The sequence below is a fragment of the Zhongshania aliphaticivorans genome (assembly GCF_001586255.1).
Classification (GTDB): Bacteria; Pseudomonadota; Gammaproteobacteria; order Pseudomonadales; family Spongiibacteraceae; genus Spongiibacter; species Spongiibacter aliphaticivorans.
Genome location: NZ_CP014544.1, coordinates 3,609,513 through 3,634,584, shown reverse-complemented (window position 1 = coordinate 3,634,584; position 25,072 = coordinate 3,609,513). Strand labels below are relative to the sequence as shown.

Sequence of the window (25,072 nt, the reverse complement as noted above, 5' to 3'; positions counted from 1 at the left end):
CTTGAGTATTTGGGTGCTAATGCGCTGTCGGCGGATGCGCGCTATAAGTCTCATTGCGGTGGCCGGTCGTTAAGGTCGAGTATCGATTGTATTCGGAGTTTAGGTCTTCCAAGGAAAATAAAGCATGAAATTACCGATTTTGCTTCTTAGTGTCGTCATGGTGGCGTGCAGCAATGATCCGGCGCCCAGTGCAAATAGTGAGCAGGCCGCCAGCGCTGCGGTTGCAGCGCTTCAGGGCAGCGGTTCCGCCTCAGGGAAGGATTTGTATGCCGCGTGTTCAGCTTGTCACGGTGCTAACGGAGAAGGTAATAAAGCCCTTAATGCACCGTCTTTAACTAATCAGCAGAGTTGGTATCTGGAGCGTCAGCTCCTCGGCTTCCGCTCTGGCGTGCGGGGCAGTCATCCCGACGATGCTTTTGGCGCACAAATGCAGGGGATTGCAAAAACACTGCCCGATGACGCAGCGGTGAAATCAGTCGTAGCTTATATTGATGGCTTCAAGGCGAAGCCTGCCGCGGCGACGTTGACAGGCAATGCGAAGCGCGGCGCTGATTACTATTCTAATCTTTGCGGTGCATGCCACGGCCCCAATGCGGAGGGCAATGACAAGTTGCAGGCGCCAGCGCTGGCCGGGGTCGATGACTGGTATTTGTTGCAGCAATTCGATCACTTCAGCAAAGGAATTCGCGGCAGCGATGAGTCAGACCGCTATGGCTACCAAATGTTTATGATGGGTAAAACCTTACCGGACGCCGAGGTTGCCAAGGATGTAGTGGTGTATATACAGAGTTTGGCAGACTAAATGAGGCCAGCGACGATGCGCGCCCTTCTGAGTGGCCTATTGTTGCTGCCGGTATTAAGTTCGCTTGCGGCTGAATGGCGCTTGAGCGAGGTTTGCCCTGCGGGATTTCGGCCTGAGCAAGGTCGCTGCTATCTGCAAAGTCTTTATGGCGAGTACGCTTCACTGCAAGACTCCGGGGTGGGTGGTTTGAAAACAGGCCTGCCGCCATTGCGGGAGGGTTTTACGCCCCAGCAAATTGACTTGGGTCGCCTCATGTTTTTTGACCCGCTGTTGTCGGGTGACGGCACATTAGCCTGTTCCTCATGCCATCAGCCCAGTAAGGGCTTCGCTGATGGTCGTGGCCTCAGTGTCGGAATTAACGGCCAGCTAGCGCACCGCTCCGCCCCAAGTTTGTGGAATGTCGGCTTTTTAAAACGCTTGTTCTGGGACGCTAGAGCCAGTTCGCTTGAAGAGCAAATGGAAGGGCCGCTGTATTCTCCAATTGAAATGGGCAATAGCCGCGAACATTTGCTTAAGAGCCTGAACGAGAGTGCTGCGTACCCAGCTTTATTCAAACAAGCCTTTGGCGATAGCGCGATTAGCTTAGATCGAATTTATACCGCCATTACTGCCTTTGAGTCGTCGCTGGTGTCTTTGAATAGCCGTTATGATTTATACGCCAATGGCGTGCATGAAGTACTGAATAAAGACGAAATAGAAGGTATGAATGTATTTCGTTCCTTTGTCGCGCGCTGCGCGGAATGCCATACACCGCCGACATTTACCAACCAGCAAATAGCGATACTGGGCACTCCCGAACCGGATGGTCACGCGTTTGACAGTGGTGTGCAGGCGGTGACGGGTGACGCCTCCCAGCGCGGCGGTTTTAAAGTACCGACACTGCGCAATATCGAATTCAGTGCGCCCTATATGCATTCTGGCCGCTTTGAAACCCTGCGTGAGGCGGTGGCATTTTATACTGGTGGTCGCGGGCACGCGGTACCCGAAGGCGAGAAACTCAATTTGCATTGGCATATTTGGGAACCGAATTTAACTGATCGTGAAATCGATGTTTTGGTCGCCTTTTTAAAAACCCTAAGCGACGAAAGTTTTATGCCGCCGCTGCCGAGTGCAGTGCCGTCGGGCTTGCGTCCGGTTGTCGATGTGAAGCCGAATTAATTATTTTGGAGCCTGGAAATTGAGGAGTGCAATAATGAAAAACCCGATTAGATTGGGGCTGCTGTGTCTGGGCTTGCTGTGCAGTATGCCAAGTCTGTGGGCGGCAGACATTCCGGTAAAAGACGGTGAGTCGATTCAGGACGCGGTGAATAAAGCCAGTCCGGGCGATGTGGTACTCATTTATCCCGGCACTTATAAAGAAAGTGTTTATATCGACAAAGACAATATTACCCTGCGTGGCGTCGTTGAAGAGGGTAAGTGGCCGGTATTAGAGGGCGAGGGCAAGCGCAATGACGCGATCCTATACTCTGGCAATGACTTTACCGTGGAGTGGCTGACCATTACCCACTACAAGGGCAACGCCATTATGGGGCAGTCTGGTAATAACTTTACCATTCGCTACAACAAAGTCATCGACACTGGGGTGTACGGAATTTTTCCCCAATTTGGTAAGAACGGCTTGATTGAATACAACGTCTTGAGTGGCATTGAAGATGCGGCGATTTATGTTGGCATGTGCGATAACGTCGATGTTCGTCATAACGAAGTATTCGACAATGTTGCCGGTATCGAAATTGAAAACACCCGCCACGCCCTAGTTGAGAATAATTACGCTCACGACAATACCGCAGGTCTGCTCGTATTCATTACGCCAGGCTTGCCAATTAAAACGACTTTTGATGTGATTTTGCGCAATAACTTTGTGGTGAATAATAATACCCCAAACTTTGGTGCGCCGGGTTCGATTGTATCCAAAGTGCCGCAGGGGATTGGCATTGTGGTGATGGCGGCCGACGATGTGATTGTCGAAGGTAATATTGTCTCGGGCAATAAAACGGCGGGTATCGTAATTACCGATTTGGCCTTTATCACCGATATTTCCAGCGACCCAGAATCTGAACCCAACCCAGACCGTTTGGTGTTTCTCGACAATCTTATGTTCGATAACGGCGCAGACCCCGTTGCCGAAGTTAAAGCCCTTATGCTGACCCAATTCAGTCGCACCGGCCCGGATATTTTAGCAACGCCAGGTTCCGCTCAAGAGCAGGACAACTGCATTATTAACCGCGAGCGCTACACCAGCTTTGGTGTAAAGAAATGGTCTGAGTGCGAGCGCAGGAACACCGCTGATGTGTTGAGCTACCGCATTCCCGGTGGCGCGCCGAGTGAGCCAGTGACGGCTACCAATCGCACTAAGCTGCTGTACCAGGGTATTTGCGCCGGTTGTCACGCTTATAATATGCGTATGATTGGGCCGCCAACCCTCGCTGTGCAAGCGCTGTATCGCAATGACGCGCAAGGTATTGCCGACTACATTGCCGAGCCACATAAGGTGCGCCCTGACTACCCAGCTATGCCGTCACAGGGGCATTTGTCTCCAGAGTTACGAAAAGACGTGGCTGAGTATATGTTGAAAGTTACCAAATAGTGTTGCCTTGTATTTGATGTGAGCGCAGTGGGCACCGCAAGGGTGCTCGCCAGTATTGATAGCGAGAGAGGACGGTTTATGACATCCAAAAGTAGAAGTCGCATAGCCTGTGCCATCGGGCTGGCAGTACTGGGCGCGCCTTTGGCGCACGCCGCTAAGAATCTGGCGCTAGAGGAAGTGGTGGTTACGGCCCAAAAGCGCGAACAGAGTGCGATGACGGTGCCCGTCACGGTTGATACCTTTACCAACCAAGATTTGGAAAACACCGGCGCCTTAACTATGGAGGATATTCAGGCCTATATTCCCGGCCTGAAAGTGGGAGAAGACGTGCGTGGTGGGGGGATGACCCAGTCGTCTTTTATTATTCGTGGTATTGAAAGCTCGAATATCAGCACTGGCGGCGACCCTTCGGTAGCCACTTTTCTGGACGGCGTGTACTTACCTCGCGCGGCGATTACCGTGCCATTTTCAGACATGGAAAGAGTAGAAGTACTGAAGGGTCCGCAAGGCACACTGTTTGGCCGCAATGCCGCCGCTGGGGTAGTGAACTTTATTCCCAATGGGCCGAGTTTAGAAGAGCGCGAAGGCTTTGTGACCGCCAAGCTGGGTAGCTACGATTTGTTTCGCGTTGAGGGTATGAGCAATATTCCGCTCACCGACAGCCTCGCTCTGCGCATGAATGTGATGCACAACCAGCGCGGCGCGGTCCTCGACATGCTCGGTCCTGCCAAGCCGGACCCCGGCGAGCAGAATAATCAATTTGCGCGTATGGCGCTGCGCTGGGAAACCACCGACCGACTCACCCTGCAAATGGCCTATGATATTGACCGCGTCGACAACGGCCCCCAGGCGCGGCTCAGCACCAGTGAAGAATACGCAACCCACCCTGACCCGACGGAGCGTAAATTAGAAACTGACGCTATCAATGGTGGTGAAACACGAGATATGCAGGGCATCACCGGCAAGCTTTGGTACGACATCAGCGATGTCACTACCATGAGCCTGATTGCCAGTTACCGCGCGTTTGAAACCTATAATTTGCAAGATGAAGATGCGACGGCAGATGAGTCAGTTTACGTCGATACCAATAATATTGAAGATTCCGATATTGCCTATTTTGAAGCGCAATTTAATGTATCGCTCGATTGGGTTGACGCAGTATTTGGTGCTAACTACAGCAAAGAAGATACCTATCAGCAAACAGCGCTTACTTTTAGTTATGGCGCGGTGGTGGAATTAGCCTCGGCGATGACGGGCCTACCAGCAGGCGTTTTAAATACACTGATTGGTGGTCCTATCGCGGGCAACTATGTCACCGAAACAATGACCAACGAGGGCGATTTTGAAACGTATGGCATATTTTCCGACCTCGATTTCACCATTAACGATTGGTTGAATATTATTACCGGCCTGCGCTACAGCAACGATAAAAAGGCCTTTAGCTGGCATGCCCCGCTCACCGATTTTGTGCTGTCGCAAGCACAGGGCGAAAATTTCTTTTTTAACTCAGACGGTCTTGAACAGGGCAGTGCTAGCTGGGACAAAATCACTGGTCGTGTTGTTGCCAACGCACAAATTAGCGAAGGTGCTATGGCGTTCGTGAGTTATTCAACTGGCTATAAGTCGGGGGGCTACGACTCCTTGAACACCAGCTCCCGCGAAGTGCCGCTGGCGCCGGAAGTGGTAACAAACGTCGAGTTGGGCCTGAAGGGCGATTTACTCGAAGACAAAATACGTACGCAAATTGCCTTGTTTAAAATGGTTATTGATGACCGCCAAGAGTCGATAGAGTCTAAAGGGCCAGACGATAATGGCGCGGTACCAACGGTGATTAGTACTGACGAAGATATTCAGGGTATTGAACTGACGGCCGACTGGCTGGTTAATGATAATTTGCGCTTTGGTTTGATTTACACCTATCGTGAACAGGAGTCCAGCCGCGCGGCCTACTACGATAAAGACGGTAATTTCCAAGAGGCTAACCAGGTGAATGCCACGGCGCCTCAGGAATACACGTTGACGATGGATTGGTCGCCGGAGTTTGATTACGGCTTGCTATTGCTGCATGTTGATTATATTTATGAAGAAAATGTCGAGCAATCCAATGAGGATCATCTCGATAAGTTTAATCGCGTTAACGGTTACGGTGATGACACTAGTTTGCTTAATGGCCGCTTGGCGTGGACCACGCCAAGCGGGAGCTATGAGTTTGCGCTGTGGGGTAAAAACTTGTTGCGCAATGAGCGAGTGTCGCAGCCCGGCGGATTGACTGGCGGCGAGTTAGGCACCTACCATGTGGGCATAATTGCGCCGCTGACCTACGGTGTTGATTTGAAGTTTGTCTTTTAATTTTTGCGCGATAATGCGTCGCGCTTCATATGTCTTAGTTATTTAACTGCGCGCTGGTTTTTTCGAGCAGCGCTTGCAGTAATTCTCGGGTGAAGGGTTTGGGCAGCCAGTCGTCAAAGCCGGCATCGCTGGCTTCTTTGCGGGCATCGGTGGTGACATCGGCTGAGGCGGCAACAATCATCGGGGTCGCATTCTGCAAATTTTCGCGAATGGCCTTCGCGGCACTTAAGCCGTCCATAACCGGCATGTGAATATCTAACAGAATTAAATCGAAATTATTGCCGTTGGCGGCATCGACCGCGAGCTGGCCGTTGTCAACAATCACAACGTGTTTATAACCTAATTGCTTAAGCATCGCATCGACAACCATTTGATTGGGGATCGAGTCTTCGGCAATTAAAATTCGCAGCGCGGACTCGCGGGGATCGGTTTGCGGTATAGATGGTCGAACCGATTGTTTGTCCAGCGCTTGAAGTTTACGCAGCAGCCGGTTGGGTGTTAGCACCGCGTAGTTCTGAGGTGAATTTAGGCTCAGAATATTGCCGTCTGCGGATATCAGGCTGAGGCTGCTGTCGGTATTGTCGACGCGCGCGGCTTCATATTGATAAGCCATGCAGTGTGCCAGCGACTGGCTTACTCGTTGAGCGCGCTGATCGAGGTTTATTCCGCGCAATGTATTTTTGCTCTGCGGCGCCGCAAACGTAATGGTGTTAAGAGGTAGCTGGCAGCGAAAACTCGTGCCCTTGCCAACGGTACTCGTGATATTTATCTCGCCGCCCATTGCCGTGCAAATTTGCTGGCAAATTGCCAAGCCAAGACCGGTGCCGCCATAGCGGCGAGTTGTTGATGTGTCTGCTTGAGTGAAGGCATTAAATAAACTGGAAATCCGATCTTCGGGAATACCGACCCCAGTATCAATAATATCGAGATGTAATGTGCCGTAATGGCTACTCATTGCCTGCCAGTCGAGGGTAATGGTGATACCACCTTGGGCGGTAAACTTTACGGCGTTGCCGAGGAGGTTGATTAATAGCTGCCGCATGCGGTGAGGGTCGCCAATGATGATTTGCGGGACGCTGGGTGTGCAGTGCATCGTTAGCGTGAGGTTCTTCTCCTCAACCCGCGCTGCAATAATATCGACGGCTTCCTCGCATACCTCGCCGAGATTAAATTCGATATTCTCGAGTTGAATTTCATCAGAATCTAATTTGGATAAATCGAGTACATCGTTTATTAAGGCCAGCAAGGCCTTGCCGCCATTGCACAAGGTGTCTAAATACCCCCGTTGCTCCGGTGTTAGATCGGTTTCTTGGAGTACAGAGCCCATGCCGAGAATGGCATTGAGCGGGGTGCGGATTTCGTGTGACATATTCGCCACAAAGCGGGTTCGCGATTTAGACAGCTCTTCGGCAGCGGCTTTTGACTGTAAAATGGCTTGGGTTTGCTGCCAGCGTTCGTCGACGTCGAAGAGTGCGCCAGTGAGGTGTTGGGTGCGCCCGCCCTTCGAGTGCCCGTTGCTCGATAGCAGTAGTTCAACTCGACGCCAGTTCTGGCGGCTGTCGCACAAACGTACCTCTTGGCGACTTGGCGGTAACCCAGCACAAATGTGGTCCCGCGCCTGCTCTAGAAACGGGATATCTTCTGGGTGAATAAAGTCGTGAAGATTTCGCGGAGCATCACTATTAATCACTTTGCCCGTCAGCGCTTGCCAGGCCGGATTAGCAAAGTGAATTTGTAGACCGGTGTCGCAGTAAAAAATAGGCTCGCTTACCGTGTTTAAGATATTTCGATAGTGCTGCTCGCTGTCACGCAGGGCTTGTTCGGTTTGTTTGCGCTCGGTGATTTCCCGCTCTACGGCAATGAAATTGACCAGCTCACCGTGTTCATTGAGTACTGGCGAGCAGTCGATCGCCAGCCAGTACGGGGTGCCATTTTTATTGAAATTAATGATTTCAACATTAAACCCTTTGCCTTGAGCGAGACCGTCACGCATCTGTTCGACGGCTCGGTGATCTGTTTGCGGTCCTTGTAAAAAAGACCCCGGCGATCTGCCGCGCACCTCTTGGAGGCTGTAGCCGGTAATGAGGGTGAAACTCTCGTTAACCCATTCGATAAGCCCCTTAGCGTCGGAAATAATAACGAGATTGTCGGTGCGACTTGCAACCAGGGCGAGTTTTCTTGCTTGCTCGCGGCTTTCTTCTAAAGCCCCCATGGCCAGATGCAATTCGGTGACGTCGTAGAGCGAGCCGTACCACGTATCTCCGCTGCGGCGCGCGCGCATACTAAACGTTTTAATGTCGCCAAATCGACTGGCGATACGCAATTCGCTAATCAGCGGTTCGCTGTCGTTGAGATTGCTACTTAATTGCGTAACAGCCTCGCTGTCGTCGATAAACTCCACAAAGCGGCGACCAATACACTCGTTTACTGGCCAGCCAGTTTTGCGGGTCCAAGCGGAGTTGAGCAGGGTTAATTTCCCGCTGTCGTCACAGCGGAAAACTACCTCTTCCAGTAAATCCGTTAGGGTTTGGAATTCTTGGTGCTTAGCCGCCAGCTCTTCTACCATGCGGTGTTGGAGCAAAAGCTCGCGCTCGCTGTCGGTGGCGCTCATTTACAGCCCTCTGATTTTCTTTTATGCCACCTTCAGTGTAGATGAACTACAGACGCTGCCATAGAGAGGGAACACATTTTCGCAGTAGAAATCCTGTTCAAAAATTGTTCGGCTCGACGTGCAGTCCGACAGAATCGTCACTTTAAAGCCGAGATCGGCGGCGTGGCGGCCCGTCGAATCTATGCATATCGATGTTACGGTGCCGGCAAGCACGAGATGCTCAATGCCGTTTTCCCGTAGTAGGGATTCTAAATGCGTATTGGAAAAGGCGTTTAAGCCCCTTTTACCGGGTATCTCGGTGATAACGTCTTTGTAGGCATCGAATTCAGGGATTGTTTTCGATCCGAATTGGCCCGCCTTAAAGGCGCCAACATCTTTTATCGTGCGGAGTATGCCAACAGGATCGACTAATTCGCTATAGCCGTCGGTAAACAGAATAGGAGTCGATATAATAAGGTCAAATTGCTCGGCTGATTCCTCAAGTAACGTAAGGGTATTTTGCAACACCCCGCTAACCCGCGAGGACTCTTCTATTACCGAGTGCAAAATACCTTCGTTGGCAAAGTAATCGTTTTGAAAGCCGATAAGTAGCAATGCGGTGCGTGTTGGGGTTTTCATGGCGCCTCCCTTGGGCTAATGCTGAATGCCTTGATCGTGATGTTTGCTAAGTTGCATATGTAAAAGCAACTTGCATTCCAAGGGTGTTTTTATTTTTAAGTAATTGATTTTTAATGATTTAGTGGTTTTAGTGATGTTTTTTCTTGCGTGGGGGCTTACCGTTTTTGCAATTTGCTTCTTAAATTGCCTTGCCTAGTGAGAAGATTTGGCAAATTGCCAGTTTGCGGCGGCGGGGAGATGACGCCTGCGGCTGAATCCTTTATTGTACGCCCCTTTATATTTGTGAGAGCACAGAGCAATGGATACCTTCGCTGAAATACGGCCCTACCACGACGACGAAGTGGCGCCGGTATTGGCGAAACTATTGGTTGATCCTGAGATGCTCAATATCATTGCCAGCTTGCGGATGCCGTGCTTAAGCAAGGCCCTGCCATGGCTAGTTCGACCGCTGTTACGCTGGTATTTAGGGCGTGAGATGAAGGGTATTGCCAATGTTGCCGATTTTCAGTGGGTCGTCAAAGGCTATATGGATGCCATGATTGAAGGCAGCACCACAAGCTTTCAAGTTTCTGGTCTAGATAACCTCAATTCAGACCAAGCCTATTTATACATTAGTAATCACCGCGACATTGCCCTCGACCCCGCCTTTGTTAATTACGCGTTATATCATCATGACCGCGATACCGTGCGTATCGCGATTGGCGATAATTTGCTCTCCAAGCCTTTCGCCGCCGATTTAATGCGGCTGAATAAAAGCTTTATTGTGCGTCGCTCTGCTCGTGGACCTCGGCAGATGTTGGCTGCTTTTCGCCAGTTGGCCAGTTATATTCGCTTTTCACTGCTAGAAGAGCGCAGTTCAATTTGGATTGCCCAGCGTGAAGGTCGCGCTAAAGATGGCAACGACGCCACCGAGGCGGCCGTTATCAAAATGATTGGCATGGCGCAGAATAAGCCTGATGAGTGTTTTTCTGACTACGTTAATAAACTCAATATCGTGCCGGTGTCTATTTCCTACGAGTGGGATCCGCTGGATGCCGCCAAAGCTCAAGAGTTGGTGCATATCGCGCGCGATGGCGCCTATCAAAAGGCTGAGCATGAAGATTTAAAGAGCATTGCCTCGGGGATTGTGGGCGACAAAGGCAATGTTCATGTTGCCTTCGGCGCGCCATTAAAGGGCGAGTTTAGTGATGCCGCCGAGGTCGCGGCGGCATTGGATGAAATTATTATTGATCAGTATCGCCTGCACCCAAGCAATATTATCGCGTATCAGCGGATTTATAATGATGACAAGTGGATGAGTTTAGCGCGTGTGCCAAAGCTCACCCAAGCCGATCATGTCGCCTTTGATCGGCGTTTTAGCCAGATGTCGGCCGAGTATCGCGAAAAGGCCATGGAAATTTACGCCAACCCTGTTAAAAACCAATTGCGTAGCGCGGATCTGCGGATTGTTGACAAGGCGGTATAGGTGCTCACCGACGAGCTGAAAAAGACCATTCAGGAAGCGTATCGGCAGTTTTTGGATGTAAAAAACCTCAAAGCCCGCTACGGGCAGCGGCTAATGATTGCCCATATCGCCCGAACCTTGGGTGGCATTAAGCGCAATCAGGAACACCAGCGCGGCGGTGGCGACCATCTCTGTGTAATTGAGGCGGGCACTGGTACCGGAAAAACCTTGGCCTACGCCCTCGCGGCGGTGCCTATCGCTAAGGCCTGCGATAAAACCTTGGTGATCTCCACCGCCACCGTGGCTCTGCAAGAACAAATTATCTACCGCGACCTCCCAGATGTGCTGACCAATAGTGGTCTGCACTTCTCCATTAGCCTGTCTAAGGGGCGTCGCCGCTATATTTGTTTGTCTAAGCTAGATCAATTGCTGTCTGGCGCGGATGCCAAAGTGCTGCCCTTGTATATTGACGAGCATATGGCCGCACCAGATGCGGAGAGTTTGTCGCTGTACACTGATTTTGCCAAGCAGATGGCCACCGGCAAATGGGCGGGTGACCGAGATGATTGGAAGACCGTCATCGCCGATGATAAATGGGCGCGAGTCACCACTGACCACGCCCAGTGCACTGGCCGACGCTGTAGCCACGTCAAACAATGCAGTTTCTTTAAGGCCCGTGAATCTTTGACCCAGGCTGACGTGATTGTGGCCAATCACGATCTGGTGCTCGCCGACCTAGCGTTGGGCGGTGGCGCAATACTGCCGCCGCCGGAGGAGTGCATTTACGTCTTTGACGAGGCGCACCACCTGCCCGACAAAGTGATTAATCACTTTAGCGCTAACTTCCGGCTGGCGGCCACCGAGCGGTGGATGGAGCAAATAGAGCGGGCGCTGAGCGCCATGATTGCGCTGCCGGTCATGGATAATAATATCCGCAGTGAACTAGAAAGCTTGCTGAGCCAATTAATTGCGGTGCGGCGGGGGCTTATTCCGTTGCGGCCCGTCTTGGAAGACTTACTTGACGGTGCGCAGGAGCGCCAAGGTATAAAAAGTGTGCGCTTTGCTGACGGCATAGTGCCCGCTATTTTGACGGAGCACGCCAAAAGCTTGTTGGCGGGTTTTAGCGAGGTCATTAAGCAGTCCGAGAAAATCATCGATAGTCTGCAAGACGGCATGGACAATAATGAGCTGAGCGGTAACCGTGAGGCTAACGAACAGTGGTTAACCACGGTGTCGATGGCGCGTTTTCGGGCCGAATCGGCTGCGGCGCTGTGGCGATCTTATGCCAGCGACGCGACCAAGGAAAAACCGCCTAATGCCCGGTGGATGGCGCTAGTAGAAGCCGGGCAGGGGCTATTTGATGTTGAGCTAAACGCCAGCCCGATACTCGCGGCCAATGCGCTTAAATCGGCCTTGTGGTCGCGCTGCTACGGCGCCGTGCTGACCTCAGCTACGCTGACTGCGCTAGGCAGTTTCGATCGCTTTAGTATGCGCGCGGGTTTAGATACAGACGCGAGCTTTGAAGTGGTGCCCAGTCCCTTCCGTCACGCGGAAGCGGCGGAATTGTATATTCCGGCCATGGATTGCGATGCCGGTAATGCCGAAGCGCATACCGCCGCCATCATCGAGATGTTGCCGACCTTATTAGATGCTGATGCGGGGAGCTTGGTGTTGTTCTCCTCCCGGAAACAGTTGCGCGCGGTGCGAGAGGGCGTGTCGGCCGAGTGGCAGGGGCGCATTCTCGCGCAGGACGATTTACCCAAACACGAAATTCTCAGCCGCCATCGCGAGTGCTTGGATGAGGGCAGAGGCAGTGTGATCTTTGGGCTGGCCAGCTTTGCCGAGGGCGTTGATTTGCCTGGTAAATACTGTAGTCATGTGGTGATTGCCAAAATTCCGTTTGCCGTGCCAGAAGACCCGGTTGAAGAGGCCCTGGCTGAGTGGATCAGCCGCAACAAGGGCAATCCCTTTATGGATATCACCGTGCCAGACGCCGCGGTGCGTTTGATTCAAGCCAGTGGCCGACTGCTGCGCAATGAAGCCGACACGGGCCGCATTACTATTCTTGATCGACGAATGGTGAGCCGCCACTACGGTCGCAAAATGTTAGCCTCTATGCCACCTTACCGCCAAATTATCGAGTAGGCGTGATGAGCCATTACCACCAAGTTGCGGAAGTGTTAATTGATATTGAAGCGGAGATGCGTCAAATCGGCTGTTGGGATGCCGTTGCACCTGCGCCGCAGGCATTGCGCAGTGAGCAGCCGTTTGCGGTGGATACGCTGAGTTTTGCCCAGTGGTTGCAGTTTGTCTTTATTCCCAAGATGCATTTTCTCGTGGCGGAGCAGCAGGCGCTGCCAAATGCATGCGGAATTACGCCAATGGCGCAGGAATATTTTCGCGGTCAACAGCTGCCGGTGGCTGGGCTGCTGAACGCGTTGGTGCGGATGGACGAGCTGCTTGGCGGCAAGCGCTAGCTGTTGTTCTCTTCTGCTGCCATTACCATGCGGACGAGGTGGGCCAATGAGCGCACGCCCATTTTCTCCATAACGCGGGCGCGGTGGATTTCGACCGTGCGCTGGCTAATGTCGAGGTCGTAGGCGATGACTTTATTCGCCTTGCCTTCAATCATCAGCTCCATAACCTGGGTTTCACGTGGAGTTAAATCGGTCAATTTGGCGCGAATTTTGTGCTTTTCTTCAAGATCTGCACGATTTTCAATGTCGGCGGTAATGGCTTGTTGAATCTTGCCGAGCAGTTCTTCTTCGCGATACGGCTTTTGTACAAAATCGACGGCGCCGCGTTGCATCGCATCAACTGCCATGGGGACATCGCCGTGGCCGGTGACAAAAATAATGGGCAAAATAGAGTTGCGGGCATTGAGTTGGCGCTGTAACTCCATGCCATTCATGCCTGGCATGCGAATATCCAGTACCATACAGCCAGCCATATCAACGCTGTAGTCTTCTAAAAAGGCATCGGCCCGTGAATAGCTGGCGACCTTGTGGCCGACCGATTCCAGCACCATTTGTAGTGAATCTCTTACCGCGTCGTCGTCTTCAACGAGGTATACCGTGGCTTCTGCTGTCATGATTCCGTCCTGGCGGTTACCGTATTATCGTGAGCTTAGGCTATCATGAAATCCTAAGCTATTGCTGTGCTTAATTAATGTATTCACGTTTTAGGTGAATGGTACTGGCGATAAGTGTTAAGACTGGATAAGCTTTCGTCTCAATAAATCGCAAGAAACACTTGCGTTCGCTATATAACAACAAGGGTTGCGCATGCGTACTAAGCGCAGTTTAGTACAGATATATCTCATAAGCCTAGTCGCTTTATCAGCGATTCCCTTGGCGATTCTCGGCTACATCTGGATTGCCAAGGAGTACGAGCGCTATACCCAGCAGAGTGAGGCCTGGCGTGATAGCTATATCGAGTCGCGCCGCGAGCTTCTGCGTCGCGAAGTCGATAAGGCGATGGAGTACCTAGAATTTAAACGTACCCAGCTTAATCGCCAGCTGTACAACGATCTGCGTCAGCAGGTTGCGGTGGGTTTGTCGTTAATCGAAACCACTCGCAAGGAGTTTGTCGGCGAGAGCCGCGCGGCGCAAATTAGCCGGTTGCGGGCAACCATGAGCTCCCTGAGCTTTCTCGATAACAAAGGTTTTTTCTTTCTGTTTGATGGCGCGGGTAAGTCAATTTTGGCGCCGAAGTATCCCCAAGGCAGTCAGCGAATATCAGATCGCGACGCACTGAATGCATTTTCTAGTCAGATTAGGGATTCGATTAAAGACAAAAATTACGATTTTTTAGAATACCGTTTTACTGACAGCAAAAATCGCGCAACAGAGCGTAATTTTAGCTTTGTTTACTACTACAAACCTCTCGATCTCTATATGGGGGCCAGTGTTTATCTGCGCGACGAAGTGAGTCGCTTGAAGCGCGAAGTCGTTGAGCGAATTGCGGCGGTGCCCATCGATCCTGACAACTCCATTATGTTTGTGGTCGACAACGACGGGCGGCAGCTGGTAAATGCCTATGATCCAGCCAGTGTCGGAGCGCTGATGCCGAATATCGTGCAAAAGAGCACGCAAGTCAGTGGCGCTGACAGCAGTCTATTCACCGAACTGAGTTGGCTTGACCAAAATGGCGAGAATAAGCCAGTGATCTCCTATATTCGCCGCTTTGAGCCCTGGGGCTGGACTTTGGGTTCAGGGGTGTTCTTAGACGAGCTGAATATTAAGCTGGGACAAGAGCATGCCGCGTTGCAGCTGCGCGTAAAAGAGCATATTCAATTTATTGTGATAATTGCGTTTGCCCTAATGGTGTTCTCAACCTTGACGGCACGTTGGTTGGCGCGTCGAAGTAAGTCGGGTTTTACCATTTTTCAACAGTTTTTTGCCGATGCGAGTAAGCGTTCAACGGCGATTGATGTTAACCGCCTGCCCTTTGCTGAGTTTCAAAAATTAGCTGAAGAAGCTAATTTTATGGTGGAAAAACGCACTCAGACCGAGCGTGCTTTAAAACTGAGCGAGCGGCGTTTTCAGCTCGCCCTCGACGCCGCACATAACCATCTTTGGGATTTAGATTTGCAGACCGGTTTGGTTACGGTGGGTGAGAGTTTTTTCCGCATGCTGGGTTACGACGTGCCCGCTAAACCTTATCCCGTTGGTGCATTTCAAAATATTGCTAATGATGACGATATGCAAATTATTGCCTCGGCGGTGGACAGTTGGCTGGGCTTGGCAACGGGGAATAGTGTCGAATTTCGGGTTAAAGATCGTTCAGGCAACGATCACTGGATATACAGCCGTGGCGATGTAGTAGAAAACGATGCCAACGATAAGCCGATCCGCGCGATGGGTATTATGACCGATGTCACTGATCGCAAGCGCATAGAGCAAGAGCTGGTGAACGCGCGTATAGCGGCAGAGGATGCCCTGCATGCCAAGAGCCAGTTTTTGTCGAGTGTTAGTCATGAATTGCGCACCCCCTTAAATGGTGTTTTGGGCTATGCCCAGTTATTGCAGCGGGACGCCGGTGTGCCCAGTGGCAGTCAAGAATATTTGCGGGCTATTGAAAGTTGCGGCAAACATCTGCTGACCTTAATTAACGACGTGTTGGATTTGGCCAAAATTGAAAGCGGTAATATTGATATTGTTCACCGCGCCAATGACTTGAGCGAAATTGTGTCCAGTGTCAGTGATATTGTCGGCCATCGCGCTAAATCAAAGGGCCTGGACTTTGTCGTGAATGTCGCGGCCGACGTCCCACATATAGTGCAAGCCGACGAAGTTAAATTGCGTCAGGTGCTGGTTAATTTGCTTGATAATGCCGTTAAATTTACGGCTAAGGGTCGGGTTGAGCTCAAGCTCGACGTTGATCTGGATCGTCACATATTACTATTCAGTGTGCGGGATAGTGGCATGGGGATTCCCGACGAGAAACTGCGGGACGTCTTTGAGCCTTTCCGGCAAGTAAACCCCCAAGACGGCAAAGGCACGGGCTTGGGCTTGGCCATTTGTCGTCGCCTGGTTGAGGCAATGGGCGGCAATTTAAATCTCAGTAGCGAGTTCGGCAAGGGCAGCTGTTTCTATTTTGATATCCCACTACTCGATGTGCCTAAAGCCAGTGAGCCGGGCGAAAAAATCGAGCTTACTGCAGAACCTGAACCAGATGTATTGGCGAAAGTGGCCGATAACCCCGCAATCATTGTCGCTGATGATGTCGCAGTGAACCGTCATGTTTTACTCGGCATGCTCGAAGATGTCAGCGACGACATCCGCGAGGCCGCTAATGGCCTTGAGGTAATCGCGCTGTTAAAAGAGCGCACCGCGCAATTGGTGTTGATGGATCTGCGCATGCCTGAAATGGATGGCATGGAGGCGACTCGGATTATTAAACAAGAACTTAAAATGACGGGGGTGTCGATCATCATGGCTTCGGCTACAACCGACGAAGACATGATGGCCGAGGCCGTCGAGGTGGGTTGTGATGGGTTTTTACCCAAGCCCATTGGCATTGATGATCTATTAAAAGTCGTTGCAAGTACCTGCGGAAGCGAGGCCCTTGTCAACACCGCTGACGTGATTGTGCCGGATGTGGAGGCACCGCGCTCGAGCGTGGTATTGCCCCCCGATTGCGATTTGCAGGAGTTGTTAATGGCGGTAGACCTAGGCGACGTGACAGGAACTCGAGAACTGCTAGGCCAACTGCGCCGTAATCGGCCAGAGTGCCTTGGTTTTGTTGAAGAAGCAGAAGAGTTTTTAAGCGAGTTTGATTTTGAAAATTTGGCGCGCCTACTTCGTCAAGCATCTGGTGAGGCAAGTTTGAATGGCGCATGAACTGGGTAGCGAGCAGGTTTTACTGGTCGATGATAATCCGACTAATTTGCAGGTTCTATTTAAAACCTTAGAGGGTAGCGGTTACCGCTTATTGGCAGCACGAGACGGTGAATCGGCACTGTATACCGCTAAGCGCGCGCACCCAGCCCTGATCTTGCTAGATGTGATGATGCCGGGCATGGACGGTTTTGAAGTCTGTGAGCGGCTTAAAGCCGACCCCGACACCGCAGACATCGCCATTATCTTTTTGTCGGCGCTCACCGATAGTCAATCCAAGGTTCATGGCCTGGCCATTGGCGGTGTAGATTATATCGCGAAGCCTTTCCAGACCGACGAAGTCTTAGCGCGGGTGCGCACTCACGTTAAAATACAGCGTTTAGAGCGCGCGCTCGCCCGTCGCAACAGTGAGCTTGAAGACGAAAATCAACGTATTTTGAATGCGGTTGAAGAAGGTATTTTCGGTTTAGATGTGCAGGGTAGAGTAACCTCGATGAATGCACGAGCCGCGGTGTTAACCGGCTGCGCCGTTGCAGATACCGTCGGTGAGTTGTTTGCCCAGCTAAAACTTTTTCCAAATGATAACGGATTGAATCAGGCGCTAACCTTGCTGTGTGAAGGCGGGGTTAGTCTGCGTAAAGAGAGTGCCAAATTAACTGCGCGTAACGGTGATGTTGTGCATGTTGCGCTCAGTGCTTCGCCGCGCAAAGAAGGCGGCGCCGTTTTGGTATTGCGCGACATTAGCGAATGGTTGGCTAGTCAAGCGGCGCTGGATTCAGCGCGCGGCGAGTTAGACAGCCAGCGCCAGCACCTCGCCCATATTGAGCGCCTTAGTACCGGCGGTGAGATGGCGGCGGGTATCGCTCACGAAGTGAATCAGCCGCTGACCGCAGTGACAAACTACGCGCGCGTGGCCCAGCGCTTACTGGTGGATATTCCCGAAAACAAACGGGAAAAAATGCACGATGTCCTAGGCAAGATCGCGATTCAGGCCGAGCGTGCCGCGGCGGTTATCCAGCGGATGCGCAGCTATGTTAAAAAGCCGACCGGTGAGAGTGAAGTGCTGGGATTAAACAGTGTTCTGGAAGATGTGCTGGCACTGGCAGAGGTCGATTCTCGCGTGAACGCGATACCGGTGGTTTTACACGGCGGGGAGAACCTGCCAGATATCCAGGTCGATGAAGTGCAAGTGCAGCAGGTCGCATTGAACTTGATTCGCAACGCCATGGAGTCCACCGCTAATGCCGGAAATGAGAGCCCGGTTGAAGTGCGAACTTACGCCAAGGGGGCAATGGTGTGCTTCAGTGTGAGCGATCACGGGGCCGGCTTGGCGCCTGAAATCGAAGCGCAGTTGTTTAGTCCTTTTGTGAGTTCCAAAGAGGGCGGCATGGGGATTGGTCTGTCTGTTTGCCAGTCGATTATGCAGGCTCATGGCGGCGGTATTCGTCATGAACATAATCCCGATGGCGGCGCGATATTCCATTGTGAATTTCCCGCCCACTCGTGAGGCGATCTCCTTTATGAGTTGCGGCAAATGAGCGCTTCGCTAAAGGATTTATTGCGCGGAAATGCCGAAGAAAGGACGCAGCGCAGCGTTTGTATCGGCGGCGAGCGCCTCAATGTTACCCTAATTCGCAGTCGGCGCCGCCGTCGTAAATTAAGTTTGCAGCTTGACGCCGAAGGTGGCTTGGTCGTGCGCGCGCCCTTTGCGGCGCGGCGCGAGGAAATCGACGGACTGATCTTTCGCAATAGCGACTGGATTGTTCAGCGTCGACAAGAGTTGCAAGAGCAGCCCCGCCATATTGGCTTTCGTTTTATTGACGGCGAAGCCCATTTATTTTTAGGGCGCAGCTATGTATTGCGCATTGGCGCAGACGTGATGCCCAACAGTCAGAAAGTCGCAATTGTTGACAGCGAAATGCTAGTTCAAACCCGCTCGCCCGATGTCATTAGCCGCTTATTGCAAAAATGGTATTGCCAACAGGCACAGCAGCATTTTCAGCAACGACTGGCTATTTTTTCGGTTCAATTACCTTGGGTAAATACAGTGCCAGCATTGCGTTTGCGACGAATGCGCTCGCGCTGGGGTAGCTGCTCTAGCAGTGGTCGTCTGTGTTTAAATACCCATCTGATAAAAGCCAGCGAGCGCTGTATTGACTATGTAATAGTTCATGAACTCTGTCACTTGCAGGAGTTTAATCACAGTCCACGGTTTTATGCCTTAATGGACGCCGCAATGCCTGAGTGGCGGGAGTGTAAAGCCGAACTAGAAGCCTGCGGCGGAGTGATTATTCGAGAGTGATTGTTGCTATTGCAATAGTAAACAAATTTAGGTGATGGTCCATGCGGTAATTAGGGGTCATTGAGAATTGGTATGCACTAGCGTTGCTCAAATTTGTTGGAATTCGCTGATAAGGCAGAAATAAATGTACCAAAATCGAGATATCATCGCGCGGCTGCGCGAGCGTATTCCGTCGTTTGAATGTGTGTCGGGTTGTCACGATTGTTGCGGCCCTGTTACGACGTCTTCTGAAGAGATGTCGCGGCTGCCAGTAAAAACTGATGCTGAACACGAGGCCGCTCTAAGTGAGCTGAGCTGTGTACACCTCGGGCCTAAGGGCTGCACGGTGTACGGCGAACGGCCTTTGATTTGTCGTTTGTTTGGTACTACCCCGCGTATGCCCTGCCCAAATGATCGCCGCCCAGTCGAGATGGTCGATCCCGAGGTTGAGCGGCAGGTTCATTACTACATCGCTAATACCAGGCAAGTTTTGGTGTAGTTGATCATTAGTTTTTTGATCTTCCTTGAATAGGTATAAGTTTGTCCGCGTGGATCAATAATGGCCGCGCTGATTTGTGAGGGACGCTAATTTAATTTTCTGATAAAGCGATCTGTGGCATCCACCAAGGCGGCAATCATCTTGGCTTCTTCTATCAGGTGGCCGGTGTCGGCGAGCTGAATAAATTCGCTATTGGTAATGCCGGCGGCAAGGGCGCGGGAGGCGGTGGGCAAACAGGTTTTGTCCAATTCACCATGAATAATCGTTACCGGCACCTTGGGCAGCTGGTGAAGATTGTCGAGTATTTGGTTTTCGGCGATAAAATAGCGGTGCTGGGCGTAGTGGGTTTCTATTTTAACCTTGCGAACGAGGGCGGGATCGGCCTGCCGCCGGGCGTCGTTTGTAATGACGTCGTTATTTGAATGTTTGTCGGTACGCTGGCCTAAATTATAGGTAGCGACTTTGCCAGACCAGGCCGACCAAATAGCGGCGTATTTTAACTGGGTATCCTTGTCGCCGTGATGCAGGCGCTGGTAATAGGCGGCGACCAGATCGTGTCTTTCGTCTTGAGGAATGTCTTGGATAAATGCCTGCCACGCTTCTGGAAATTTCTCGCTCGCGCCGTGCTGGGCAAACCAAAATAAGTCCTGCTCTCTGGCCAAAAAACTGCCGCGCAGAATCATACCGCTCACCCGCTGAGGATGAGCTTGGGCATATAGCAGCCCTACACTCGCACCCCAAGAGCCACCAAATACCAGCCAGCGTGCAATATTAAGATGCTCCCGAATGCGTTCTATATCGGCGACAAGGTGCTGGCTGGTGTTGTCAGATAATTCGCCGTGGGGCGTAGATAGGCCGCAGCCGCGCTGATCGAAGCAGGTAATGAAATAGTGCTCGGGGTTAAAGTAGCGGCGGTGATTATTATTGCAGCTCGATCCCGGCCCGCCATGCAAAAACACCACGGGAATCCCCAGTGGGTTGCCACTGGTTTCAATATAGAGCTGATGAACCGACTCGGTATTGAGGGTGAACGAGGTGCTGGCGTAGGCTGGATATAAGGTCGTTGGCATTGTGAGAACGCGTCGCTAATAGTGCGCTTACCTTGACGCTTGGCGACGCTGAATACAAGCCGTGATTGGCTCGCTACGTGAAGACTTATTGCGTGGCTGGTGAGGCGTAATTCGCGGTTGCCACAAATAGAAAGAGGCTGCTGCCAATTACGGCGTCGACGCTGTCTTGATAGTCTGTGAGCGCCCAGCGGCGGGCAATTTGAATTACCGCTCCCACTAAGCCCGCGTAAATAATGTCTTGGTTGGGTGTGTGCGCGATATCGGCCAGTCCTAGCGAGCTGGCGAGTGAGCGGATCAAAACCGCAAAGTCTTCCATTACCTCATAGTAAAGCCTGTCGATGGTGTCGCTAACACCGAGAATCTCAAACAATAATAGCCGAGCAACCGCCGGGTTTTGATGCAGGGTGTCAAAAAAAGCGTGTAGTCCGGCGTGGGCAAAGGCTTCGCTATTGCGCTCGGCGCGGGTAAACGCAGCCAGCATATTGGCTTTTAAATAGTCTGTTTGCGCCTGATAGATTTCGGCCAGCAGCGCTTCTTTATTCGCAAATGACTCGTAAAAATAGCGTTCAGTTAATCCGGCTGCGGCGCAAATGCTGCGCACGCTGCAGGCTTGGTAGCCGACATCACCAATAACGCTGAGGCCAGCGTCCAGGAGTTGTTGGCAGCGCTCGGCGCGCCGTTGGTCGCCGCTGGCGCCGCGATACCGGCGAGGTTTGGTAGGGGAGTTGGTCATTTTTTGATTTTGACATGAGGTGCTGTCAGATGTAAAGTGACACGAAGGCATGTCAAATTTGTCGGCGCGCCAGCGGACAATGCGAGAGAGTGAATAAAACGTGGACTACGATTTTGATTATCTGGTGATCGGCACCGGCTTTGGCGGTTCTACGGCGGCTCATCGCCTGACCCAAAAAGGCTATAGCGTGGGCATGATGGAAATGGGCCGACGCTGGAGCGCCGAAACTTATCCGCGTTCTAACTGGCATTTTCATCGCTGGTTGTGGCGACCCATGCTGGGGATGAAGGGCTTTTTTAATTTACGCTGGTTTAAGCACGTATTGGTTTTGCACGGCAATGCCGTGGGCGGCGGTTCGATTACTTATGCCAATACCTTGCTGGTACCCAAGCAAGAAATTTGGCAGCAGGGCAGTTGGGCGGGCTTAAAAGACTGGCAAGCTGAGATGCCGGCCCATTACGCCAGTGCGCAGAAAATGCTCGGCGTGACCGAAAATCGTATTCTTGGTCCTGCGGACCATTTATTAAAAGAAGCCGCAGATGATTGGGGCTGTGGTGAAAGTTTTTACAAAACCCAGGTGGGTGTTTTTTTTGGTGATGAGGGTGCAGCACCGGGCAAGGTATACCCTGATCCTTACTTTAATGGTGAAGGTCCTGAACGTAATAGCTGTATTGCCTGTGGCGGCTGCATGGTTGGTTGTCGACACAACGCCAAGAATAGCCTAGATAAAAATTATCTGTATTTTGCCGAAAAGCAGGGTGCGCAGGTTTTTGCCGAAACCAAAGTGATTGATGTTGTACCGCTAAATGGCAAGGTCGACGGCGAAGACGGTTATGAAATTACCACGGTATCGAGCACGTCTTTGCTGCGCCGCCATAAGCGGCGCTGGCGGGCCAAGTCGCTGGTGTTTGCGGCGTCGTCACTTGGTACCCAAGACCTGTTGTTTAAACTTCGGGATAAGGGTTCGCTGCCGAATATTTCCCCGGAACTTGGCCGTAGAGTCAGAACCAATGCCGAGTCATTAATTGGCGTGCGCCTGCCCGGCGAGCAAAATATGGATGAGGGTATTGCGATTGGCTCGGGTATTTACCTCGACGACAAAACCCATATTGAAGCCACCCGCTACCCCCGTGGCTCCGATGCCATGGGCTTGTTGGTCACCGCCATGACCCGTGGCAAGCCAAACTGGCGCCGGGTGTTTGTGTGGTTGTACACCATGCTGAAATTGCTATTTAAGGCGCCTAAACAAGCTGTCGCCTCACTGATCCCCTTTGGTTTGGCGCGGCAGACGGTCATATTTCTGTGTATGCAAACCCTCGACGGTCATATTGATATGCAGTATCGCCGAGCCTGGTATTGGCCGTGGCGCAAGCGCATGGTCAGTGTTGGCGAACCGATTCCCGCGCATATTCCTGAAGCGAGTGAATTTGCACTGCGCACTGCCCGCCGCCTTGGCGGCATGGCTGGCAGCTTGATTACCGAGGTCTTGTTCAATATTCCTGCTACCGCGCATTGTATGGGTGGTGTCGGAATGGGCAAAAGTCGTGAAGAAGGTGTGATCGACAGCCAAAACCGGGTTTTCGGTTACCGCAATATGTTGGTGTGCGATGGGTCGATGCTGTCATCGAATCTTGGCGTGAACCCCTCGCTCACCATTACTGCACTAACAGAGCATGCAATGAGCTTTATTCCGCAAAAAAACCAGGTCGTTGATGTGGTGTAAATCTAGAGTGGCAGCTGGAGATTAATACTGCCGCCCAGTTCATTGTTGCTAACATAGCTAAACTCGACATTGATATGCAGTAGCTGGTCGAGGCTGTAATGCAGGCCAATTGACGGGCTGTCGTCACTGTAGGGGTTATCTAGCCAGCGGTAGCCTAACAAGAGTGCTATCCGTTGGCTGAGCGGAATAGCGCTCCTTAGCTTGTAAACGCGCTGGGCGGGCATTTCGCCGAAAGCGGCCCGTGGCGTGAGGTCGGCATCAAATCGCCATGTCGCCCAGCTTGCGTGGTAGTCAATGTTGGCATTAACACGGCTGCGCTGCTGGTAAACCGTGCCAATTGTGCTCTCCATTTCTTGCTGATAAATATCTTTTATCGCCAGCCCAAGTACCCAGCTGTTTAGTCGATGGCTTATGCCAAGGTCGGCATTGAGCTGAAGGGTATGATCTACATCGCGGCCCGAGTCGAATAATTTTTCTTCTTCGTATTCAGATATGAGAATGCTGCGCTCAATGAGACTGATATTTTGGATTTTTGGGGTGATACCGAATTGGGTGTTGCTAAAACCATCAATGTTAAAACGGTAATTCAGGCCTAGGTAATTTGACCACAGCGCCGAGACCTCCATAGACGACTGTAATTCACCAAAGCTGAATAAGCCGACCAGCGTGGCGAAACGCAGGCGATTGGCGTCGTCTTCATCATAATTAAAGCGTGCGCTCCCGCTAAATTCTGAACCGCCAACAATATGCCAGGCTGGCGATGAGGTGCTTAGGGTGAAGTGACCGCCGGCGGCAAAGCTATTGGTGTCGTCACTCATTGCTTCTAGGCGTTGTACTAGTTCGGCCTCATCGCCGGGTATCACCAAAATGCCCCTGGAGCGACCCTGCAAAGCGCGGCCTTCGTCGTTAGCCTTTTTAAGGCTGTAAATTAGCTCGTCACTGTCATCAATGAAAATATAGCCGTCCATCTGCATAACAGTATCGCTGATGTCGTCGCGAAGGCTGAGCGATGCGGGGTTTTGCTGCAGGGTGGCGAGTTGATACGGCACGGTAGCGGCATGCGCGGCCAAGGTGAGGGTCTGTAGGCTAACGACAAATAAGCCGGAATATAATTTGCGAAGTGATAATGGCAAAAGTGGGGCTCCATTCTTATTAGGGCTGCACGTGCCCGCGCTGCTATTGGCCTCGGATACTGAAGGGCAGAATAGTGGAGCGTATTCCCCCGAGCAAGCGTATTACGTTGATTTTGTGTAATATTCGACCGGGTGCTATCTCGCCATAAGGCGTGACTCCGGTGTGCGGTAGGTGAGGTTTAACGAAATGTTGGTGACGGAAGTGGCTAATGGCCAGCGTAAAACCATTTGCAGTTACCCATGGCTGTTAAATTTAGTGAGGCGCGTCAGTGGCAAAATACTGACCTTGCGAGGGTGGCAATTACCCCACGGCCCCGCGACACCCGCGAAATATGTGCTAATACTTGCTCCCCATACCAGCAATTGGGATTTCTTTATTATGGTGGGTGTGGCGAGTGCCTTGGGGCGACAAATTCGGTTTATGGGTAAGCATCAGTTGTTTGTTGGGCCGCTGGGGATGTTATTGCGCTGGCTTGGCGGGGTGGCGGTGGAGCGCAGTCGCCAGCATAATTTTGTTGCGCAAATGGCTGATGTGTTTGGCGACACCGATGGCATGGTGTTGATTATTGCCCCAGAAGGCACTCGCAGTAAGGTCGCCCGCTGGAAGGGCGGCTATTATCACATTGCTGCGGCAGCCGGGGTGCCTATTGTTGCGACGGCTCTGGATTACGCAAAAAAATCCATTTCATTGTCCGCGCCGTACTTCCCCAGCGGAAATTATGCGGAAGACCAACTCCAAATCCAGGAGTTTTATCGAAATATAACCGCGAAACACCCGCATTTGGATTGCAGTTGCCCGACTAAAATCTAGGCAAACTCTGGGAAAGCTCCCTAGCCGACGATGACTTTAAGCAATAATGCACTATTATTAAAATTGTGGG

General features: G+C 51.7%; 19 protein-coding genes. 13 read left to right on the top strand and 6 right to left on the bottom strand.

The window, feature by feature from the left end; translation table 11 throughout:
• The first annotated feature begins 124 nt into the window (after positions 1 to 124).
• The 4 genes from AZF00_RS16100 (at position 125) to AZF00_RS16085 (ending at position 5,738) form a co-directional block, all read left to right on the top strand.
• Positions 125 to 802: a c-type cytochrome gene (locus AZF00_RS16100; protein ID WP_008252148.1), complete on the top strand. Its 678-nt coding sequence runs from the start codon at positions 125 to 127 to the stop codon at positions 800 to 802.
• Positions 803 to 817: 15 nt separating this feature from the next.
• A complete protein-coding gene (locus AZF00_RS16095) occupies positions 818 to 1,960 on the top strand; it encodes a cytochrome-c peroxidase (protein WP_062384202.1) in 1,143 nt (380 codons plus the stop codon).
• 34 nt (positions 1,961 to 1,994) lie between these two features.
• The gene (locus AZF00_RS16090) at positions 1,995 to 3,389 is read left to right on the top strand and encodes a parallel beta-helix domain-containing protein (protein ID WP_008252146.1); all 1,395 of its coding nucleotides are present in this window, start codon (positions 1,995 to 1,997) and stop codon (positions 3,387 to 3,389) included.
• A 78-nt stretch (positions 3,390 to 3,467) separates the two neighbouring features.
• Positions 3,468 to 5,738, top strand: a complete 2,271-nt coding sequence (locus tag AZF00_RS16085; protein ID WP_008252145.1) for a TonB-dependent receptor — start codon at positions 3,468 to 3,470, stop codon at positions 5,736 to 5,738.
• Positions 5,739 to 5,772: 34 nt separating this feature from the next.
• On the opposite strand, the gene AZF00_RS16080 is transcribed toward AZF00_RS16085, so the two are convergent.
• Both AZF00_RS16080 and AZF00_RS16075 read right to left on the bottom strand, forming a co-directional pair.
• Positions 5,773 to 8,349, bottom strand: a complete 2,577-nt coding sequence (locus tag AZF00_RS16080; RefSeq protein WP_008252144.1) for a PAS domain S-box protein — start codon at positions 8,347 to 8,349, stop codon at positions 5,773 to 5,775.
• 21 nt (positions 8,350 to 8,370) lie between these two features.
• Entirely contained in the window at positions 8,371 to 8,967 is a 597-nt protein-coding gene (locus AZF00_RS16075) for a cysteine hydrolase family protein (RefSeq protein WP_008252143.1), read from the bottom strand.
• A gap of 298 nt (positions 8,968 to 9,265) precedes the next feature.
• On the opposite strand from AZF00_RS16075, the gene AZF00_RS16070 reads away from it, so the two are divergent.
• Genes AZF00_RS16070 through AZF00_RS16060 form a run of 3 tightly spaced genes read left to right on the top strand, consistent with a single transcriptional unit; the run spans position 9,266 to position 12,888 of the window.
• The gene (locus AZF00_RS16070) at positions 9,266 to 10,432 is read left to right on the top strand and encodes a 1-acyl-sn-glycerol-3-phosphate acyltransferase (protein WP_008252140.1); all 1,167 of its coding nucleotides are present in this window, start codon (positions 9,266 to 9,268) and stop codon (positions 10,430 to 10,432) included.
• Positions 10,433 to 12,556, top strand: a complete 2,124-nt coding sequence (gene dinG / locus AZF00_RS16065) for an ATP-dependent DNA helicase DinG (RefSeq protein ID WP_008252138.1) — start codon at positions 10,433 to 10,435, stop codon at positions 12,554 to 12,556.
• Between the two features lie 5 nt (positions 12,557 to 12,561).
• Entirely contained in the window at positions 12,562 to 12,888 is a 327-nt protein-coding gene (locus tag AZF00_RS16060; protein WP_008252137.1) for a YqcC family protein, read from the top strand.
• Here AZF00_RS16060 and AZF00_RS16055 read toward each other — a convergent pair.
• Positions 12,885 to 13,502, bottom strand: coding sequence for a response regulator transcription factor (locus AZF00_RS16055; protein WP_008252135.1), 618 nt, complete (start codon positions 13,500 to 13,502; stop codon positions 12,885 to 12,887). The two genes, AZF00_RS16060 and AZF00_RS16055, sit on opposite strands and share 4 nt — an antisense overlap.
• Before the next feature lie 193 nt (positions 13,503 to 13,695).
• Between AZF00_RS16055 and AZF00_RS16050 the strand changes: the two genes are divergently transcribed.
• From AZF00_RS16050 to AZF00_RS16035, 4 genes are all read left to right on the top strand, one after another.
• Positions 13,696 to 16,755, top strand: a complete 3,060-nt coding sequence (locus AZF00_RS16050) for a cache domain-containing protein (protein WP_008252133.1) — start codon at positions 13,696 to 13,698, stop codon at positions 16,753 to 16,755.
• On the top strand, positions 16,745 to 18,259 hold the full coding sequence (locus AZF00_RS16045) for a response regulator (RefSeq protein WP_008252131.1): 1,515 nt from the start codon (positions 16,745 to 16,747) through the stop codon (positions 18,257 to 18,259). The genes AZF00_RS16050 and AZF00_RS16045 overlap by 11 nt, the downstream gene beginning before the upstream one ends.
• Positions 18,260 to 18,286: 27 nt before the next feature.
• The gene (locus tag AZF00_RS16040) at positions 18,287 to 19,054 is read left to right on the top strand and encodes a M48 family metallopeptidase (protein ID WP_008252121.1); all 768 of its coding nucleotides are present in this window, start codon (positions 18,287 to 18,289) and stop codon (positions 19,052 to 19,054) included.
• Positions 19,055 to 19,178: 124 nt separating this feature from the next.
• Positions 19,179 to 19,532 (top strand): YkgJ family cysteine cluster protein, encoded by a 354-nt coding sequence (locus AZF00_RS16035; protein WP_008252118.1) that lies wholly within the window; start codon positions 19,179 to 19,181, stop codon positions 19,530 to 19,532.
• Between the two features lie 86 nt (positions 19,533 to 19,618).
• On the opposite strand, the gene pip is transcribed toward AZF00_RS16035, so the two are convergent.
• Both pip and AZF00_RS16025 read right to left on the bottom strand, forming a co-directional pair.
• A complete protein-coding gene (gene pip, locus AZF00_RS16030) occupies positions 19,619 to 20,602 on the bottom strand; it encodes a prolyl aminopeptidase (RefSeq protein WP_008252116.1) in 984 nt (327 codons plus the stop codon).
• Positions 20,603 to 20,687: 85 nt separating this feature from the next.
• The gene (locus AZF00_RS16025) at positions 20,688 to 21,335 is read right to left on the bottom strand and encodes a TetR/AcrR family transcriptional regulator (RefSeq protein WP_008252114.1); all 648 of its coding nucleotides are present in this window, start codon (positions 21,333 to 21,335) and stop codon (positions 20,688 to 20,690) included.
• A gap of 100 nt (positions 21,336 to 21,435) precedes the next feature.
• Here AZF00_RS16025 and AZF00_RS16020 point away from each other — a divergent pair, with 100 nt between their 5' ends.
• Positions 21,436 to 23,058 (top strand): cholesterol oxidase, encoded by a 1,623-nt coding sequence (locus tag AZF00_RS16020; protein WP_008252113.1) that lies wholly within the window; start codon positions 21,436 to 21,438, stop codon positions 23,056 to 23,058.
• A 2-nt stretch (positions 23,059 to 23,060) separates the two neighbouring features.
• Here the strand turns inward: AZF00_RS16020 and traF are convergent, their stop codons facing one another.
• Positions 23,061 to 24,191 (bottom strand): conjugal transfer protein TraF, encoded by a 1,131-nt coding sequence (traF, locus tag AZF00_RS16015; protein ID WP_008252111.1) that lies wholly within the window; start codon positions 24,189 to 24,191, stop codon positions 23,061 to 23,063.
• 187 nt (positions 24,192 to 24,378) lie between these two features.
• Here traF and AZF00_RS16010 point away from each other — a divergent pair, with 187 nt between their 5' ends.
• On the top strand, positions 24,379 to 25,002 hold the full coding sequence (locus AZF00_RS16010; protein ID WP_008252109.1) for a 1-acyl-sn-glycerol-3-phosphate acyltransferase: 624 nt from the start codon (positions 24,379 to 24,381) through the stop codon (positions 25,000 to 25,002).
• Positions 25,003 to 25,072: the final 70 nt, after the last annotated feature.

Bases quoted from the DNA above. Each gene is read 5' to 3' on its own strand.
- AZF00_RS16010 (WP_008252109.1), top strand. From the start codon at position 24,379: ATGTTGGTGACGGAAGTGGCTAATGGCCAGCGTAAAACCATTTGCAGT.
- AZF00_RS16095 (WP_062384202.1), top strand. From the start codon at position 818: ATGCGCGCCCTTCTGAGTGGCCTATTGTTGCTGCCGGTATTAAGTTCG.
- pip (WP_008252116.1), bottom strand. From the start codon at position 20,602: ATGCCAACGACCTTATATCCAGCCTACGCCAGCACCTCGTTCACCCTC.
- AZF00_RS16080 (WP_008252144.1), bottom strand. From the start codon at position 8,349: ATGAGCGCCACCGACAGCGAGCGCGAGCTTTTGCTCCAACACCGCATG.
- AZF00_RS16060 (WP_008252137.1), top strand. From the start codon at position 12,562: ATGAGCCATTACCACCAAGTTGCGGAAGTGTTAATTGATATTGAAGCG.
- AZF00_RS16090 (WP_008252146.1), top strand. From the start codon at position 1,995: ATGAAAAACCCGATTAGATTGGGGCTGCTGTGTCTGGGCTTGCTGTGC.
- AZF00_RS16085 (WP_008252145.1), top strand. From the start codon at position 3,468: ATGACATCCAAAAGTAGAAGTCGCATAGCCTGTGCCATCGGGCTGGCA.
- AZF00_RS16055 (WP_008252135.1), bottom strand. From the start codon at position 13,502: ATGACAGCAGAAGCCACGGTATACCTCGTTGAAGACGACGACGCGGTA.
- AZF00_RS16035 (WP_008252118.1), top strand. From the start codon at position 19,179: ATGTACCAAAATCGAGATATCATCGCGCGGCTGCGCGAGCGTATTCCG.
- AZF00_RS16075 (WP_008252143.1), bottom strand. From the start codon at position 8,967: ATGAAAACCCCAACACGCACCGCATTGCTACTTATCGGCTTTCAAAAC.
- AZF00_RS16025 (WP_008252114.1), bottom strand. From the start codon at position 21,335: ATGACCAACTCCCCTACCAAACCTCGCCGGTATCGCGGCGCCAGCGGC.
- AZF00_RS16050 (WP_008252133.1), top strand. From the start codon at position 13,696: ATGCGTACTAAGCGCAGTTTAGTACAGATATATCTCATAAGCCTAGTC.
- AZF00_RS16040 (WP_008252121.1), top strand. From the start codon at position 18,287: ATGAGCGCTTCGCTAAAGGATTTATTGCGCGGAAATGCCGAAGAAAGG.
- AZF00_RS16070 (WP_008252140.1), top strand. From the start codon at position 9,266: ATGGATACCTTCGCTGAAATACGGCCCTACCACGACGACGAAGTGGCG.
- AZF00_RS16100 (WP_008252148.1), top strand. From the start codon at position 125: ATGAAATTACCGATTTTGCTTCTTAGTGTCGTCATGGTGGCGTGCAGC.
- AZF00_RS16045 (WP_008252131.1), top strand. From the start codon at position 16,745: ATGGCGCATGAACTGGGTAGCGAGCAGGTTTTACTGGTCGATGATAAT.